Origin of the sequence: Pseudolabrys sp. FHR47 (assembly GCF_005153485.1) — a bacterium.
Lineage (GTDB): Bacteria > Pseudomonadota > Alphaproteobacteria > Rhizobiales > Xanthobacteraceae > Pseudolabrys.
This window is the reverse complement of the sequence record NZ_CP039740.1, coordinates 2,712,843-2,729,398: the sequence shown is the minus strand read 5'-3', so window position 1 is coordinate 2,729,398 and position 16,556 is coordinate 2,712,843. Positions and strand designations below refer to the sequence as shown.

The following is a 16,556-nucleotide window of genomic DNA, read 5'->3' as shown; positions in this document are numbered from 1 at the left end:
TGGCGCCTTGAGCCTCATCCCTAGCATGGTGGTACAGGATTAGGCAGGATGGTTAATTTCGGCTTAATTCGTCCTTTGCAGCCTAGTTTCGCGGCGTTTTGACGCTTGTTGAGTCACCCGGCCGCATAACCTCGCGGCTCTCTGGTGGCTCCCTTCCAATGGCGAAGCGGATACCTACATTCGCTTTCAATCGTCACCACAAGAAACCGAACATGCTCGACTTCACGCCTCCTTCCTCAGAGGAAGACGACGGCGCGGGTGCGGCTGCGGCCGCCCTCGCGCTGCATACAGACACCGAAATTCTCGACGCCTATTCGCAGGCGGTGATGTCCGTCGCTGACACCGTCGGGCCAGCCGTACTGCGCGTCGAAACACGCGCGGCCGGCAATCGCCCTGGTGGCACCGGCTCCGGCGTCACCATCGCCCCCGATGGACTGGTGCTCACCAACTGCCACGTCGTCGAAGGCGCCAGGGAGATTCGCCTGCTCGATACCGAAGGCCGCGTCATGGAAGCACGCGCCATCGGCGTCGATCCCGACACCGATCTTGCGCTGCTCCGCGCCGGCGCAGTGCGCGACCTGCCGCATGCCATGCTCGGCGATTCCAAATCGCTGCGGCGCGGCCAGCTCGTCGTCGCCATCGGCAATCCGCTTGGCTTTGAATCGACGGTGACCGCCGGTGTCATCTCGGCCCTCGGCCGCTCCTTACGCGCGCGCAATGGGCGGCTGATCGAGGACGTCATCCAGACCGACGCCGCGCTCAATCCCGGCAATTCCGGCGGACCGCTGGTGTCGTCGCGCGGCGAGGTGATCGGCATCAACACCGCGGTGATCCGAGGCGCGCAGGGCATCTGTTTTGCCGTTGCCGCCAACACCGCGCAGTTCGTGTTGTCGGAACTGATTCAGCACGGCCGCGTGCGGCGCGGTTATATCGGAGTCTCTGGGCAGACTGTGGAAGTGCCGCGGCGGCATGCGCGCAATGCGGAGATCGAAAACCGCACGGGCGCGATGATCTCGGGCCTCGAGCAAGGCGGGCCGGCTGCGCAGGCAGGGCTGATGTCGTTCGATACTATTGTGCGGGTCGATGGCGAAGCGGTGACTGGCGTCGACGATCTGATCCGCATCTTGAATGGCGAGCGCATCGGGCGGCCGGTAACGTTCGACGCGCTGCGGCGCGGACAATTGCGGAGCTTCGACGTCACGCCGACCGAACGGCCGGCGGTGAAGGCGGCTTAGCTTAGTAGCCCGCATGAAGCGAAGCGGAATGCGGGGCCAACCAGTCCCGGATTTCGCTACGCTACATCCGGGCTACAGGTGCAATTACTGCGCCTTCTCTTCCGGCTGGTCGTCAGCGGCTGGAGCAGGGGCAGCGGCCGGCGTTGCCGCCGGCTTCTTCGACTTCGCCTGCTTGAGTGCATCCTGGCGCGCCTTCGGCTCGTAATTGCCGGCGCCCATGCACTTCTTCATGAAGGCATCGCGCTTGGCGCCCGTGAGATTGTCGTGGTCGGCGCCGACCTTGCAGGTTTCCATCTTTTCCTGCTTCGTCGCGGCGGCCGCCGGCTGGGCAGCCAGAGCCAGCGGCAGGACGCTCATCAGTGCGAGCATAGCAATCTTCGTCTGCGGCAAGCTCTTCGACAAGCTCTTCGACATGGGCGTCGTCCTTCGGCTCAGGCTCCACGCTGCGCGTGGACCAATATCAGTATAGCACGCTTTCGGCGGCTTCGGCGTCGCCGGGCTGCGGCGATTCCGCCGCGCCCGATGTGGCTGCCGATTGCGGCTAACTCTTGTCGCCGAGCAGTCGCTTGGCCCACCAGCCGCGCTTCGGCGGTTCCGATGAGGTGTCGGGTGCGGTCGACGAAATAACCGGAGCCGGTGCCGGCGCGCTCGGTGCAACGGTTGTCATCGGCTCGCTCGTGCCGACAGGCGCCGGCTCGCGGATGGTCGAGCGGCGGCGCGGCGGCGCTTCCGGCAGCGGTTCGGATGCAGCAGGTGTGCCCAGTGCGCTTGGAGCAGGTGCCGGAGCTGCTTCGTGAACCTGGGCCGGTTGCGGGAAGGGCGGCGCCATCAGACCGGCATCCTCATCGCTGAGCACCGGATGCGGCGCGCCTTCCGAGGTCTCGTGCACGCCCTGTTCGAAGGACGCTGTCGGCTGCTCGCCGGCTTCCCGGCCATTGCCCTGGTAGCCTTCGTCACCGCGTTGGCGGTTACGGCGGCCGCCGCGGCGGCCGCGACGGCGACGGCGGCGCTGTTCGCCGTTCTGGTCGGTACCTTCGGCGGCGGCTTCCTCACCGTCCTGTTCGGCGGCGATGCCTTCTTCCTCCGGCGAGCCAGCGTCATGATCCTCATGCGCGACGGCATGTTCGCCGAGGTTTTGCGGCTGCGGCTGGGACTCATCGCGCTGACGGCCGCGACCGCGTCCGCGGCCACGCCGCCGCCGACGGCGGCGGCCTCCGTCGCGTTCGCTTTCCTCGTCGTCCGTGGCCTGGGCTTCGCTTTCGTCCTCGGCGCCTTCGTCTTCATCTTCGTCGGCCGCGCCGGCGACCGTCTCGTCCTCGTATTCCGGTTCCTCCGGCGGGACGAAATCGTCTTCCTCGATCGTGATTGTCATGGGCGGCGCCGCGGCGGCGATCGCCTTGGCCTGCTCGGCGCTATGCATCTGTTCGCCACGCTCGACCATGTACGAGACCTGCGGCGACACGGTCGCGTCGGCCGCGATGGTGATGGTGATGCGGAAGCGCTCTTCAAGAGCGCGCAAATGGGCGCGCTTGTGATTGAGTACATAGAGCGCGACATCCGACCGTGTGCGCACGGTGAGGTTATGGGTGCCGCCCTTGTTCAGCGTGTCCTCGATGGCACGCAGCAATTGCAGCGCGACCGACGATACCGAACGCACATGACCGAGGCCGCCGCAGACGGGGCATTTCTCGGTCGAAGACTCCAGCACCGACGTGCGGATGCGCTGGCGCGACATTTCCAGGAGGCCGAAATGCGAGATGCGGCCGACCTGAATGCGCGCGCGGTCGTGCTTGAGCGCTTCCTTCATGCGCCGCTCGACCGTGCGGTTGTTGCGGCCTTCATCCATATCGATGAAGTCGATGACGATGAGGCCGGCAAGATCGCGAAGGCGCAGCTGGCGCGCCACTTCGTCGGCGGCTTCGCAATTGGTCTTGAGCGCGGTGTCTTCGATGTGGTGCTCGCGCGTGGCTCTACCGGAGTTGACGTCGATCGCGACCAAAGCTTCAGTCTGGTTGATGACGATGTAGCCGCCGGAGCGCAACTGCACGGTCGGCTGGAACATGGCATCGAGCTGGCTCTCGATGCCATAGCGCGTGAACAGCGGCTGGGCCTCGTTGTAGAGCTTCACGTTCTTGGCATGCGTCGGCATCAGCATGCGCATGAAGTCGCGCGCTTCCTTGTAGCCGGCTTCGCCCGCGACGATGACCTCGTCGATGTCCTTGGAATAGAGGTCGCGGATGGAGCGCTTGATCAGTGAGCCTTCCTCGTAGACGAGGGTGGGGGCCATCGATTTGAGCGTCAGGTCGCGCACCGTCTCCCACAGCCGCAGCAGATATTCGAAGTCGCGCTTGACCTCCATCTTGGTGCGGGAGGCGCCGGCGGTGCGCAGGATCACGCCCATGCCTTCCGGCACGTCGAGCTCCTGCGCGATTTCCTTGAGCCGGCTGCGATCTTCGCCGGAGGTGATCTTTCGCGAAATGCCGCCGCCGCGCGCGGTGTTCGGCATCAGCACTGAGTAGCGGCCGGCGAGCGACAGATAGGTAGTCAGCGCCGCGCCCTTGCTGCCGCGCTCTTCCTTGACCACCTGCACCAGCATCACCTGGCGGCGCTTGATGACTTCCTGAATCTTGTAGTTGCGGCGGAAGCGCGGCTTGCGATCCTCGACCTCTTCGAGTGCGTCGGCGCCGCCGACGGATTCGACCGGCTCGACCTCGTCGTCGTGGTGATCCTCGCCATTGCCGTTATCGTCGCCAATGCCGTTGTCGACGTCGTTCTCATCGCCATTGTTCTCGTCGGCAACGATCGACTGGGCATCCGGCATGAGGGTTTCATCGCCGGTCTCGGCATGGTCCTCGCCGCCTTCCGGCTCCATGACGCCGGCCGTGTCGGCCGCCTCGGCTTCAGCCGGTGCGGTTTCGATATGGGCCTGCGGCAGCGGCGGCAGGTCGATTTCCTCCGATGTCGTCAGCGGATGCTCGGCTTCGGCCGGCGTCTCGGCCGATGCTTCAACCTCGGCCGGGGCAGTGGCATCGGACAGCGGAAATTCGGTGTGCCCGGCTTCAGGTGGCGTGACGCCGCCCAGCGCTGCTTCGCCTAGAACCTCGCCCGCCGTTTCTGCCGCGGCCTCGTTCGGCGTCTCGGTCGTGTCGGCAACCGCCTCGGTGCGGCTGGCGTCGCGGGAGCGATCCGAGCGGCGGTGTCGGTTGCGACGGCCGCCACGGCTGCTACGGCTTTCATGTTCGGCTTCGGCCTGGCGGGCATCCTGCTCTTCCTGGGCGAGCAGGGCCTGCCGGTCGGCCACCGGGATCTGATAGTAGTCGGGATGGATTTCGGCGAAGGCGAGGAAGCCGTGCCGGTTGCCGCCGTAATCGACGAACGCCGCCTGCAGCGACGGTTCGACCCGTGTGACCTTGGCGAGGTAGATGTTACCGCGGAGCTGCTTGCGGTTAGCGGACTCGAAGTCGAATTCCTCGACGCGATTGCCACGCAGCACGACCACCCGCGTTTCTTCCGGGTGGGTCGCGTCGATCAACATTTTGTCGGGCATTGGAATATCTCACTGAGGCCGTCCGGCCCGCCGGTTCGCGCAACGATGGCGCGAGCCGGGACGCGACCCGATGAACGGATCGACGAAACGGGGAGGGTGCCTGATGGGGGTTTGAAGGGTGGGGCGCGTTTTCACGCCGGAACAAGCCAAGGTCCCGAAGCTGGCTGAGGCCCGTGCAGAAGCATGCTGTCACGATGGATTCGCGAAAGCGGGGGACCTCGAATGGCTTTTGCTGCGACCTTGGCAGCATAAAATTGCGACCCGTAGCGCTTGCGGCGACGCCAAAAACGGGCGCTGCCGAGATTTCTCATCGCTGACCGGCTGGAGCGCGGGTGGCCAATACGGGCCAATCGCTGTTCCGGGTGTCCTTGCACCAAGAATCTCGGAGGATCCTGGTACCAAGGGTTTCGGCTCGCTTCGCCGTCCGTTCGGCCTGCCTCCTTGGGGGGACCGATCTGGACTGGCGGGCCGGGATGCCCGAACGCGGCACAACCGGAACTAAACCGTCAGCACTAGCTATGTACGGCTGGAATCTGCCGTTGGCAAGCAAGGGGTTGGCCCGCCGCGGCGCAAACGTCACACTTTGGCGGTGAATGCCGCCAAAAACAGCCGGATCGTCAACTTCCATTAACCGGCGCAGCGGCTAATGGGGTAAAACGCGCCTCCAGAGGGACTGGATTCGGTGGCACGTCGCAAAACCGCAATTTTGGCGTTTATTGCCGCCCTGGCGGGCGGCTGGGTCGGTTCTGCGCCTGTTTTGGCCCAATCCGGCCAGCTTCCGGCCGTGACCGCCGTCCGGGTCGGGGGCGATGGTCAGAAGACCCGCTTCATCATGGACCTGAGCCAAAAGATCGACGTGGCGGCCTTTGCGCTCGCCAACCCGTACCGGGTGGTCGTCGACATGCCCCAGGTCGCCTTCCGTCTGCCGGACAAGATCGGCGAGCAGAGCCGGGGGCTGGTCAAGGCGTTCCGTTACGGCCTCATCATGCAGGGCGGCTCCCGCGTGGTGCTCGATACCGCCGGGCCGGTGAAGGTGGAGAAGGCCTTCGTCCTGGATGCCGATGCCGGCGAGCCGGCGCGTTTGGTCATCGACCTTGCCGCCACGGACCGCGCCAGTTTCATGCGCGCGCTCACGCTCGACAACGGTCCGGAGCGGCGGACGACCGCCAAACCGCCGGAACCGCCGGCCAAAGCCGATAACGACGCCCGGCCGCTGATCGTGCTCGATCCCGGCCATGGCGGCATCGATAACGGGGCGCGGGCCCAAAGCGGCGAACTGGAAAAGGACGTCGTGCTGCAGTTCGCCCAGATCCTGCGTGGCAAGCTGGAGAAGACCGGCAAATACCGGGTCGCTATGACGCGCACGGACGATACATTCATCGCACTGAGCGATCGGGTGAAGTTCAGCCGTTCGAATGGCGCGGCGCTGTTCATCTCGATTCACGCCGACAGCCTGCCGAAGGGCGAAGGACAGGCCGAGGGCGCGACCGTCTACACCTTGTCCGAGACCGCGTCTGATGCCGAAGCGGCGCGGCTGGCCGAAGCCGAGAACAAGGCCGACGCCATTGCCGGCGTCGACCTGACGATCGAGCCGGACGACGTCGCCAATATCCTGTTCGACCTCGCGCAGCGCGAAACCAAAACCTACTCAACGAAGTTTGCGAGGGGCGTGGTCGGTGAACTCAAGACCTCGGCGCGGCTGCACAAGCATCCGTTGAAGTCGGCGGGGTTCAAGGTACTGACGGCACCGGATGTACCTTCGGTGCTGATCGAGCTCGGTTACATGTCGACCAAGGGCGATCTCAAGATGATGACGTCGGATGTCTGGCAGACCAAGACTGCCGGTGCAGTGGCCCAGGCGGTCGACTCCTTCTTCGGGCCGCGCCTGGCGCGCGGGCAGGCAGGAGCCAACTGATGACGCCAAATCGGAGTGTTTGCGCTCGAAATCGGCCTCAGTTTCAACATAAAACCGGGCAAAGTTGCAGTCCTGCCATGGACTTGACCGCCTCGACCGCCTTGTCTGCGACCTCAATGTCCACGACCTTTAGGGACAGCGCCGCCAAGGGCGGCCGTTGCGTCACTCGCACATGAGATTCCTTCTGCGCTTCCTCGGCTTCCTGTTCGCAGCGGGCACCATTGTGTTCGTCGTCGGCGTGGCCGCGGTTTCGGGCCTGCTGTGGCACTATTCCAAGGATCTGCCGGACTATTCGCAGTTGCGCGACTACGAGCCGCCGGTGATGACGCGCGTTCATGCCGCCGACGGTTCGCTGGTGGGCGAATATGCGCGCGAGCGCCGGCTCTATCTCCCGATCCAGGCGGTGCCGAAGCTCGTCATCAGCGCTTTCCTCGCCGCCGAAGACAAGAACTTCTACGAGCACGGTGGCCTCGACTTCACCGGCATCGCGCGTGCCGGCGTCAACTACGTCCAGAATCTGGGCTCGAACCGCCGCCCGCAGGGCGCTTCGACCATCACGCAGCAGGTCGCCAAGAACTTCCTGCTGACCAACGAAGTGTCGATGACACGCAAGATCAAGGAAGCGCTGCTCGCGCTCAAGATCGAGCGCACCTACTCGAAGGACAAGATCCTCGAACTCTATCTCAACGAGATCTATCTCGGCCTGGGTGCCTATGGCATCGCCGCTGCCTCGCTCGTCTATTTCGACAAGAGCGTGAGCGAACTCAACGTCCAGGAGGCCGCCTATCTCGCCGCGCTGCCGAAGGCACCGAACAACTATCACCCGTTCCGCCAGCGCGAGCGCGCGCTCGAGCGGCGCAACTGGGTGATCGACCGCATGGCGGAGGCGGGCTTCATCAAGAGCGCCGACGCCGAAACGGCGAAGAAAACCTCGCTCGGCGTCACGACCAAGAGCAGCGTCGCGCACACGTTCTCGGCCGAATACTTCGCCGAAGAGGTGCGCCGCGAACTCTACGAGCGCTACGGCGAAAAGAAGCTGTACGAAGGCGGCCTTTCGGTGCGCACCACGCTCGATCCCAAGATGCAGGTGATTGCGCGCAAGGCGCTGACCGACGGTCTCGTTAAATACGACGAAGCCCACGGCTATCGCGGTGCCTTCGCCACGATCGATATCTCGGGCGACTGGGGCACCAAGCTCGCCGATGTGAAGACGCTGAACGACGTCGCGCCGTGGCGCGCCGCCGTGGTGCTTGAGGTCAGCGACCAGTCGGCGCGCGTCGGCCTGCAGCCAGGCCGCGATCCAGCCGGCCGCATCGATCGCGCGCGTGACATCGGCATTCTGCCGCTCGAGAACATGAAATGGGCGAGGGTGTCCGGCAAGGCGCCGACCAAAGTCAGCCAGGTGCTCAACCCCGGCGACGTGATCTATGTCGAGACCGACGCCAAGAAAGACGGCCAGTTCCGTCTGCGTCAGGTGCCGGAAGTCTCGGGCGGCATCGTGGTGCAGGACCCGCAGACCGGCCGCGTGCTCGCCATGGTCGGCGGCTTCTCCTACGACCAGAGTCAGTTCAACCGCGCGACGCAAGCGTTGCGCCAGCCAGGGTCGTCATTCAAGCCGCTCGTTTACGCCGCCGCGCTGGACAACGGCTATACGCCGTCGTCGGTGATACTCGACGCGCCGATCGAACTCGACCAGGGCCCGGGCCTCGGCGTGTGGAAGCCGGAGAACTACGAGAACAACTTCTTCGGTCCCTCGACCTTGCGCTTCGGCATCGAGCATTCGCGCAACGTCATGACGGTTCGTCTGTCGCAGGACGTGGGCATGCCGTTGATCGCCGAATATGCGCGGCGCTTCGGCGTCTATGACAGCCTGCCGCCTTATCTGTCGTTCTCGCTCGGTGCCGGCGAAACCACGCTGCTGCGGATGGTCACGGCCTATTCGATGATCGACAATGGTGGCCGCAAGGTGAAGCCGACTTTGATCGACCGCATTCAGGATCGCTATGGGCACACCGTCTATCGTCACGACGAGCGCGAGTGCATCGGTTGCTCGGCGGCGAAGTGGGAGAACCAGCCGGAGCCGTCGCTGATCGATCGGCGCCAGCAGGTCATCGACCCGATGACCGCCTATCAGATCACCTCGATCATGGAAGGCGTCGTGCTGCGCGGCACGGCCGGCGGCGTCGGTTTCCAGAAGGAAGTCGGCAAGCCGGTGGCCGGCAAGACCGGCACCACCAATGACTACAAGGATGCCTGGTTCGTCGGCTTCACCACCGATGTCACGGTTGGCGTCTATTTCGGCTTCGACAAGCCGCGCTCGCTTGGCCGCGGCGAGACCGGCGGCAAGCTCGCCGCGCCGGTGGTCAAGGACTTCATGAAATACGCGCTCGCCGATAAGCCGGGCGCGCCGTTCCGCGTGCCGCCGGGCATCAAGCTGATCCGCGTCGATGCCAAGACCGGCGTGCGCGCCGGCCCCGAAACGACGAAGGCGATCCTCGAAGCCTTCAAGCCTGGCACCGCGCCGCCGGACGGCTATTCGACGGTCGGCTATGACGGACAGCAAAGCGGCGGCGCACCGTTCTTCGGCCAGCGCATCTCGCCGGAATCCGGCCGCGCCGTGCGCTCGGGCACCGGCGGGTTGTATTAGCAGCGCTTGTCTCTCTGTCATGCTCCGCGAAAGCGGGGCATCCAGCACTATCTGAAAACATGATGGCTACTGGATCGCCCGCTTTCGCGGGCGATGACGCTTTGCGAGCGTCACGCGACCGGCGCTTGCGCCGGCCGTTTGCTTATGGTGTGCCACAAGTCACCGAGCAGCGAGCGCAGCGTTGCTTGCGCGTCGGTCGCCAGGAGCGCGGCGGCAAAGACAATGGCGATGGCGGCGCTTTCGCTGCGATAGGTGAAGTGCGAGTGCGTCTGGGTGTGATTGTTGAGCGCCTCGAACCACGCCATGGCGATCAAAGTCGGTGAACTCAACAGCAGGAAGCGCCGCCAGTCGAAAGCTTGCCAGTGCGTGCGCAGGAAGATCGCCATCGCGGCGGCCAGCACTGCGACAATGACGCTGCCGACCGAGATGAATGACTGCAAGATCATGGTCAGCGTCGGGACCAGCGGATACATCGGCACCACCGAGTCCGCTTCGACGCCGTAGAGGCGCAGCGTAATCTGCTTGATGATCGACAGTCCGGCCTTCTGGCCGTCCGGCGACATCCACACGGCGAGGAGCCATTCGCTCGCCCAGGTCAGCCCATAGCCGCCGAACCAGGCGAGTGCGACAAAGCCGGCCATCAGGAGCGCCGGAACGACATTGCGCTTCTCCACCGGCACCGGGCGCCGCAATTCAGCCGCCATGACAATGAACGCGAGCAGCATCGGCATCAGCGGCGGGTTGATCAGGAAGTCGATAAAGTTGAACACGGCACCGAATGCCGCCGCCATGACGATGGCGAGCGTGAGGTTGCGCGTCCGCGGATAGATGGAAGCGAACAGGGCGGTGCCGGCGAGGATGACGATGGTACTCAGCGTATGCGTGGTGATGTTCCACATACGCCAGATGTCGGTGAGGCTCATCTGCACGATGAAAAAGACAAGCGCGGGCGTCGCCCCCAGCGCGCGGCGCATGCCGAAGAAATAGAACGCCGTCGCGGCATAGAGCAGGACGAGGTTGATCACGCGCACGGTTTCGAGGCTGAACAGGCTCAGCATCGGCCACAGATAGACACGATAGCCGTGCCAGTAGCGCGCATAGTCGGTGCGCGCGGCGGTCTCGACGCCCTTGGCCAGGCTTTCGACTTCGCCGCAGGGGCCGACATAGCGCGAATGCATGACCGGATGCAGCGCGGCCACTAGCGGATCGGGCTCGGGGTCGATCGCGACGAGGAGCCCGGCGCATTCGGTGAACTGGTGGCCGCCGCCATGCATGAAGCGCGTCGGCTTCTCGTCGACTGACACATAGCCATCAGCGAAGGCCTTGACGATGTGGGCGCGGATCGCCGGCAGGTCGGCCTGGCTGCGGGCGGCGACCAGGATGCCCACGAACAAGGGTTGCAAGAGAAGGACGAGGCCGATCGCCATGAAGCCGGCAATCAACACCTTCCTGAACAGCATGTTGAGCGGCAAGGGCGCGACCTGTCTGGCGAGTAGCGTCAATCGGACGCGTCCGGCGAATGTCATAAAGGAGTATTCCGCCGTCGCTAGTTTCGGCAAGTCCTTTGGCCCGTCATCCTGCGGGCCAACGATCAGGAGGATTGGCTATGCGGTTTCTGTCGGTTCTCATCCTGGCCGGTGTGCTTTCAGGCTTTGCCGCCGCCGCGCCGGTCGAGGTTGGCGTGCGGCCGCAGTTCCTCATTGGTCAAATCCGCGATCCGGAGCTGAAGGCGAAGCTTGAGGCCTGTCTCGACAGGCCGCAGGAGCGCAAGCTGTTCTCGATCGCGCATCGCGGTGCGCCGTTGCAGTTCGCCGAGCATACGGCGGAGTCCTACGCCGCGGCGCACCGTATGGGCGCGGGCATCCAGGAATGCGACGTCGCCTTCACCAAGGACAAGAAGCTCGTCTGCCGTCACGCGCAGAACGACCTGCACACCACGACCAATATTCTCGCGACCCCTCTCGCCGCGAAATGCACCAAACCGTTCACGCCGGCCGAAGGCGACAAGCCGGCCTCGGCGGAATGCCGCACCAGCGACATCACGCTCGCCGAGTTCAAGACGCTGACCGGCAAAATGGACGCCGCCGATGCCAAGGCGACCACGGTCGCCGGATATATGAACGGCACGCCGCGCTGGCGCACGGATTTGTATGCGGCGGCGGGCGGCACGCTGATGACTCATGCCGAATACATCGCCATGGGCAAGAAGATGGGTGTGAAGTTCACCCCCGAACTGAAGACGCCCTCCGTTGCCATGCCTTACGAAGGCTGGACGCAGGAGCAATACGCGCAGGCGATGATCGACGAATACAAGGCGGCCGGCGTGTCGGCCTCCGACGTTTTCCCGCAGTCATTCCGGCTCGCCGACGTGCTGTACTGGATCAAAGCCGAGCCGGAGTTCGGCAAGCAGGCGGTGTTCCTCGACGACCGCGACGAGACCGACAAGGCGTTCGATCCCATGAACGCGGCCACCTTTAAGCCCTCGATGAAGGAATTGAAGGCGATGGGCGTGAATTATATCGCGCCGTCGATGCCGCTTCTGGTCACCGTTGAGAACGGAAAGATCGCGCCGTCGGTTTACGCGAAGGAAGCGAAGGCGGCGGGGTTGAAGATCATCACCTGGTCGCTGGAGCGCTCCGGGCCGCTGCAGAAGGGCGGCGGCTACTATTACAAGTCGATCAACTCCATCGTGAACAACGACGGCGTGATCTACGAATTGCTCGACGTGCTCGCCCGCGACGTCGGCGTTGTCGGCATTTTCTCCGACTGGCCGGCGACCGTGACCTTCTACGCCAACTGCATGGGCCTGAAGTAGCTGGCCGACGCCGCCCACCGGGCACTGGGCGCTTCGTGCGCCGGGTGGGTTGCGCCGGGGCCATTGCGCCGCTAAACCCCCGTCCTACATACGGAACGAGCCGCTTCGCGCCTTGGCGGGGCGGCCAATCCCTTGAAGAGACGGCGGAAATGCGCGCGGAAACACAGAATCTCGTCGATGAGATCAAGCAGTCGGTCGGGCTGCTGAGGAGGCATCTTTGACGTCGATGCCGCGACACGACGTCTGGCCGAACTGAACAAGGCGGCCGAAGACCCCAATCTCTGGAACGACCCGATCAAGGCCCAGAAGGCCATGCGCGAGCGCGATGCGCTGGAAGACCGGCTCAAGGCGCTGGCCCGCATCGAGCAGGACCTCGAGGACAATCTGATGCTCATCGAACTCGGCGACGCCGAGGGCGATAGTGCGACCGTGGCCGACGCCGAGGTGGCTCTCAAGGGCCTCAAGGGTGAGGTGGCGCGGCGCGAGCTTGAAGCCTTGCTGTCCGGCGAGGCCGACGCCAATGATTGCTATCTCGAAGTCCATGCCGGCGCCGGCGGCACCGAGAGCAACGACTGGGCCGGCATGCTGCTGCGCATGTATGTGCGCTGGGCCGAGAAGAAGGGCTACAAGGTCGACTGGCTGGAAGAGAGCGAAGGCGAGGGCGCCGGCATCAAGTCGGCGACCGTGCAGATCAAGGGCCACAACGCCTATGGCTGGCTCAAGAGCGAGAACGGCGTGCACCGTCTGGTGCGCATCTCGCCCTTCGACGCCAATGCGCGGCGGCACACCTCGTTCGCCAGCGTCGTCGTCTATCCGGTGGTTGATGACAACATCAAGATCGAGATCAACGAGAAGGATGTGCGCACCGACGTGATGCGTTCGGGTGGCGCGGGCGGCCAGCACGTCAACAAGACGGAGTCGGCGGTGCGCCTGACGCACGAGCCATCAGGCATCGTGGTGAAGTGCCAGCAGGACCGCTCGCAGCACCGCAACCGCGCCATGGCCTGGGACATGCTGCGCGCCAAGCTGTTCGAGCGCGAGGTGAAGAAGCGCGAGGCGGTCGCCGAAGCCGAGCAGGACGCCAAGACCGATATCGGCTGGGGCCACCAGATACGCTCCTACGTGTTGCAGCCCTATCAGATGGTGAAGGACCTGCGCACCGGTGTGTCGACCTCCGACTCTTCGGGCGTGCTCGACGGCGACCTTGACCCCTTCATGCAGGCTGCGCTGGCGCAGAAAGCCTTCGGCGGCGGGCCGCTCAACGTCGAGGACGTGGAGTAAACTCGACGCGGACTGGACGATTCGCAGTTGGCGCCTGCCGCGCCGACTGACGGGCCGCCGCCGCGAGAACGTTGATGAAGACGTTTCCCAAGGCCCGCATTGATGCCTTGACCGACGGCATTTTCGCCTTCGCGATGACGCTGCTCGTGCTCGAAATTCGGCTGCCGCCGGATGCCGTGGTCAAAGACAGCGCGGAACTGCTGGCGCGGCTGCAGGCTCTCGTTCCCGAATATCTGGTCTACATCATCAGCTTCTTCGTGCTTGCCGCGCAGTGGCGTGTCGAGATCGGGCTGCGGCGCGTCGAGGAGGTGTCGCAGGAGGCCGTAAGCTGGTCGATCGTCTACCTGTTTTTCATTACCTCGGTGCCGTTCTCGAGCGGCGTTGTCGGCCGGCATGGCGACCTGCCGCCCGCCGTCTGGCTCTATGCCGCCAACATGATCGCGGCCGCAGCGGTGTCGTTGCGGTTGCGCGCGCTCGAAGTCGTGCCCGAGCATCGTGCCCGCGCGCGGGCCGACAATATCGGCACCGCGGTGTTCATCGCCTCGGCACTGCTATCGGTGGCACTTTCCTTCATCGAGCCGCGGCATGCGATGTACGCCTATTTCCTGAACTTTCTCGCGGTGCCGCTGTCGCGCTGGCGCGGTCGCGGGGAATAGGGGGCGGGGGACGCCGCCCGTTACCTCCTTGTTTAAAAATATGAAACTTTTTCAAGCCGTTGGGCGTTTGTACGCCAACGGTGAAAGCGTGATGGCTAACACAGCTTAAGCGCGATCGCCTGCTTATTCTGACAATAAATCAAGGTCGCCAATATAAACAAGCGGCGGCCGTCAGATAACAGGAGAGTGTCGTGTTCAACGTGACCCAATCCTCCAGCGGGACTGCCTTCAAAGTCACGCATGCCGTAATCACCGCCGCCGTCATTGCCGGCATCTTCACCGCCGTAACGACCCCGGGCGACCGCCTGGTCCTCAGCGCTGTCGCCACCCCGATCGAGGCTTCGACGAAAGCCTGCGACGGCACGTGGCCCTATCTCAACTGCACCGGCGCGCAATCGGGCGAACAGGTCCGCGTGATCAGGATCAACTAAGCGTCAGATATTCGCGCCGAGCACGCTTGAACCAAGGCGCAGGCCCGCACGCAGGAACTTCTGCGGGTCGACCGCCTTGTCGTTGATGCGCGTCTCATAGTGCAGGTGCGGGCCAGTCGAGCGGCCGGTCGAGCCGATACGGCCGACCTGCTGACCAATGGCGACATGCTGGCCGACCTTCACGTCGATCTTCGACATATGGCCGTATCGGGTGGAGAGGCCATTGCCGTGGTCGATCTCGACCATGTTGCCGTAGCCGCCTTGCCAGCTCGCCGTAACGACCGTGCCGCTCGCCGTCGCGCGCACCGGATCGCCGGTGTCGCCGCGCAAGTCGATGCCGCTGTGGATTGCCGGGCCTCTCAGGAAGGGGTCCATGCGCGAGCCGAATGGCGAGCTCATATCCATCGATCCGACCACCGGCTTGCGCACCGGCACATTGGTGAGGGTGCGCATGTAGCGGTCGATCTGGGCATTGGCGACGTTGATACGGTAAAGCTGGCGGGCAAAGGCGCTGGTGTCGCCCTTAGGCGCTTTCAGGGGAATGTAGGGGCCGCCGGTCGCGCTCGGCGGCGCCGGCGAAACCTTCGGCACGCTGATGCCGAGATCGGCGAGCACGCCGCCGATCTGCCGCGCCTTGCTGTCGGCCTTCTCTTCCATGTCGGTGAGGGTGGCGGTCTGCTTGCGGTCGATGCGGTCGAGCGACAACGACACGCGGGCGAGCATGCCGTCCACACCGGCGGAGCCGGCGGCATCGGCAAGGCGGGTATTGCCGTCGTTGCCTTCGCGCGATTGCAGGCGGGCCTCGCGGTCGGGCGGGGCGGTGAAGATCACCGTGTCGCTGATGGGCGATGGCTTCACGGGCCTTGGCGCGCTCCGCAGTTCAGGCACGCGCGCCGGCTTGATGGAGCCGGTGGTGACGACGTCGCCGGCGATAGCGGCGGTGCGCTGCTCGAGCAGCTGCTGGCGGCGGAGCAGGGCCTGAATCTTCTGATCGAATTGCTCCTGGTCGAGCAACTGCCGGCTGGTGATGCGGTCGATCTGGCTGCGCAGTTCGGCGATGCGGTCCTCGTAGGCGAACTGCATCGAGGCCTGTCGCCCGATCAGGCCGGTGAGGACGTCGTCGCGGAAAGCGAAATAGGTGCCGGTCGCGATCGACCACACGCCCATGATGACCAGGGTGCCGACCACGATCCAGAACGCCACCGGACCGATGCGGACCTGCCGGCCATGATGCTGCAGCGTGTAGTCGTGAGCATGTGGCTTGTTGGTCGCGTGCGCGCGGTGCAAATGCCTCGAGACGGATTCCGCCGACGGGGGCCGGGCGTGGCCGGGGTGGTCGTACTGGGAATAGGCGACTTGCGACATAAACGCTCCACGCGAGGCCGCCGCCGCGTGGGCCGGGACCGTGTCCCGATATCAGCCTGTCATGGTTAAGAATTCCGTAAAAACCGTGAGTTACGGAGCGATTTCTGCCGTGACCTCATACCCTTATGGCGCGACCAAAGCGCGCGCCGCGGCCAGCACCTCCTCGGCATGGCCCGCGACCTTAACAGACGGCCAGACCTGGGCGATGCGCCCTTTGCCGTCGATCAGGAACGTGCTGCGGATGACGCCGAGGAATTTGCGCCCGTACAGCGACTTCTCGCCCCAGGCCCCGTAGGCCGACAGCATCGCCTTCGATTCATCCGAGCCGAGCGCGACGGTGAGCTTGTGCTTGCCCTTGAACTTGGCCTGCGCCGCGACCGGGTCGGCAGAGACGCCGAGAATCTCGGTATCGGCCTTGGCGAAAGCGCTTCGCAGCCGGGAGAAGTCCATGGCCTCCTGGGTGCAGCCCGGCGTGTCGGCCCTGGGATAGAAATATAGGACCAGGTTGCGGCCTTTGAAGTCGGACAGTGCCACCGCACTACCGTCGTCGCGGAGGAGCTTGAAGGCGGGGGCCTTGTCGCCCGGGGATAGCCGTTGAGACTTTGGAACGCTTTTGCTTGCGGACTTTTTCACAGTGGCTTTGACGGCTTTTTTAGTGGTCGAT

At 64.5% G+C, this 16,556-nt stretch carries 12 protein-coding genes; 7 read left to right on the top strand and 5 right to left on the bottom strand.

The annotated features are described in order from the left end of the window. The first annotated feature begins 212 nt into the window (after positions 1–212). The gene (locus E8Q40_RS13415; protein ID WP_137045030.1) at positions 213–1,235 is read left to right on the top strand and encodes a S1C family serine protease; all 1,023 of its coding nucleotides are present in this window, start codon (positions 213–215) and stop codon (positions 1,233–1,235) included. A gap of 84 nt (positions 1,236–1,319) precedes the next feature. Here E8Q40_RS13415 and E8Q40_RS13410 read toward each other — a convergent pair whose 3' ends face one another. Both E8Q40_RS13410 and E8Q40_RS13405 read right to left on the bottom strand, forming a co-directional pair. Further along, complete coding sequence (locus E8Q40_RS13410) at positions 1,320–1,649, bottom strand: PsiF family protein (RefSeq protein ID WP_137045029.1); 330 nt, start codon at positions 1,647–1,649, stop codon at positions 1,320–1,322. 127 nt (positions 1,650–1,776) lie between these two features. Next, positions 1,777–4,782 carry a ribonuclease E/G gene (locus E8Q40_RS13405; RefSeq protein WP_137045028.1) on the bottom strand — a complete coding sequence of 1,002 codons (3,006 nt, stop codon included), beginning with the start codon at positions 4,780–4,782 and terminating at the stop codon, positions 1,777–1,779. 832 nt (positions 4,783–5,614) lie between these two features. Here E8Q40_RS13405 and E8Q40_RS13400 point away from each other — a divergent pair. Both E8Q40_RS13400 and E8Q40_RS13395 read left to right on the top strand, forming a co-directional pair. After that, positions 5,615–6,697 (top strand): N-acetylmuramoyl-L-alanine amidase, encoded by a 1,083-nt coding sequence (locus E8Q40_RS13400; protein ID WP_137045027.1) that lies wholly within the window; start codon positions 5,615–5,617, stop codon positions 6,695–6,697. 172 nt (positions 6,698–6,869) lie between these two features. Further along, positions 6,870–9,344 carry a penicillin-binding protein 1A gene (locus E8Q40_RS13395; RefSeq protein ID WP_137045026.1) on the top strand — a complete coding sequence of 825 codons (2,475 nt, stop codon included), beginning with the start codon at positions 6,870–6,872 and terminating at the stop codon, positions 9,342–9,344. Positions 9,345–9,454: 110 nt separating this feature from the next. On the opposite strand, the gene E8Q40_RS13390 is transcribed toward E8Q40_RS13395, so the two are convergent. After that, positions 9,455–10,870, bottom strand: a complete 1,416-nt coding sequence (locus tag E8Q40_RS13390; RefSeq protein WP_137045025.1) for a hypothetical protein — start codon at positions 10,868–10,870, stop codon at positions 9,455–9,457. Positions 10,871–10,950: 80 nt separating this feature from the next. On the opposite strand from E8Q40_RS13390, the gene E8Q40_RS13385 reads away from it, so the two are divergent. The 4 genes from E8Q40_RS13385 (at position 10,951) to E8Q40_RS13370 (ending at position 14,527) form a co-directional block, all read left to right on the top strand. After that, positions 10,951–12,159, top strand: a complete 1,209-nt coding sequence (locus E8Q40_RS13385) for a glycerophosphodiester phosphodiesterase family protein (RefSeq protein ID WP_137045024.1) — start codon at positions 10,951–10,953, stop codon at positions 12,157–12,159. A gap of 149 nt (positions 12,160–12,308) precedes the next feature. Continuing rightward, a protein-coding gene (gene prfB, locus E8Q40_RS13380; protein ID WP_137045023.1) for a peptide chain release factor 2 occupies positions 12,309–13,440 on the top strand; the annotation gives its coding sequence in 2 pieces (ribosomal slippage) (positions 12,309–12,377 and positions 12,379–13,440; 1,131 coding nt in all). Between the two features lie 74 nt (positions 13,441–13,514). Further along, positions 13,515–14,096 (top strand): TMEM175 family protein, encoded by a 582-nt coding sequence (locus E8Q40_RS13375; RefSeq protein ID WP_137045022.1) that lies wholly within the window; start codon positions 13,515–13,517, stop codon positions 14,094–14,096. A 191-nt stretch (positions 14,097–14,287) separates the two neighbouring features. Next, positions 14,288–14,527 (top strand): hypothetical protein, encoded by a 240-nt coding sequence (locus tag E8Q40_RS13370; protein WP_137045021.1) that lies wholly within the window; start codon positions 14,288–14,290, stop codon positions 14,525–14,527. Positions 14,528–14,530: 3 nt separating this feature from the next. On the opposite strand, the gene E8Q40_RS13365 is transcribed toward E8Q40_RS13370, so the two are convergent. Then, entirely contained in the window at positions 14,531–15,892 is a 1,362-nt protein-coding gene (locus E8Q40_RS13365) for a M23 family metallopeptidase (RefSeq protein WP_137045020.1), read from the bottom strand. A gap of 123 nt (positions 15,893–16,015) precedes the next feature. Further along, positions 16,016–16,426 (bottom strand): peroxiredoxin, encoded by a 411-nt coding sequence (locus tag E8Q40_RS13360; protein WP_370455188.1) that lies wholly within the window; start codon positions 16,424–16,426, stop codon positions 16,016–16,018. Positions 16,427–16,556: the final 130 nt, after the last annotated feature.

Bases quoted from the DNA above. Each gene is read 5' to 3' on its own strand.
- E8Q40_RS13400 (WP_137045027.1), top strand. From the start codon at position 5,615: ATGGACCTGAGCCAAAAGATCGACGTGGCGGCCTTTGCGCTCGCCAAC.
- E8Q40_RS13365 (WP_137045020.1), bottom strand. From the start codon at position 15,892: ATGTCGCAAGTCGCCTATTCCCAGTACGACCACCCCGGCCACGCCCGG.
- E8Q40_RS13375 (WP_137045022.1), top strand. From the start codon at position 13,515: ATGAAGACGTTTCCCAAGGCCCGCATTGATGCCTTGACCGACGGCATT.
- E8Q40_RS13405 (WP_137045028.1), bottom strand. From the start codon at position 4,782: ATGCCCGACAAAATGTTGATCGACGCGACCCACCCGGAAGAAACGCGG.
- E8Q40_RS13415 (WP_137045030.1), top strand. From the start codon at position 213: ATGCTCGACTTCACGCCTCCTTCCTCAGAGGAAGACGACGGCGCGGGT.
- E8Q40_RS13395 (WP_137045026.1), top strand. From the start codon at position 6,870: ATGAGATTCCTTCTGCGCTTCCTCGGCTTCCTGTTCGCAGCGGGCACC.
- E8Q40_RS13390 (WP_137045025.1), bottom strand. From the start codon at position 10,870: ATGACATTCGCCGGACGCGTCCGATTGACGCTACTCGCCAGACAGGTC.
- E8Q40_RS13385 (WP_137045024.1), top strand. From the start codon at position 10,951: ATGCGGTTTCTGTCGGTTCTCATCCTGGCCGGTGTGCTTTCAGGCTTT.
- E8Q40_RS13410 (WP_137045029.1), bottom strand. From the start codon at position 1,649: ATGTCGAAGAGCTTGTCGAAGAGCTTGCCGCAGACGAAGATTGCTATG.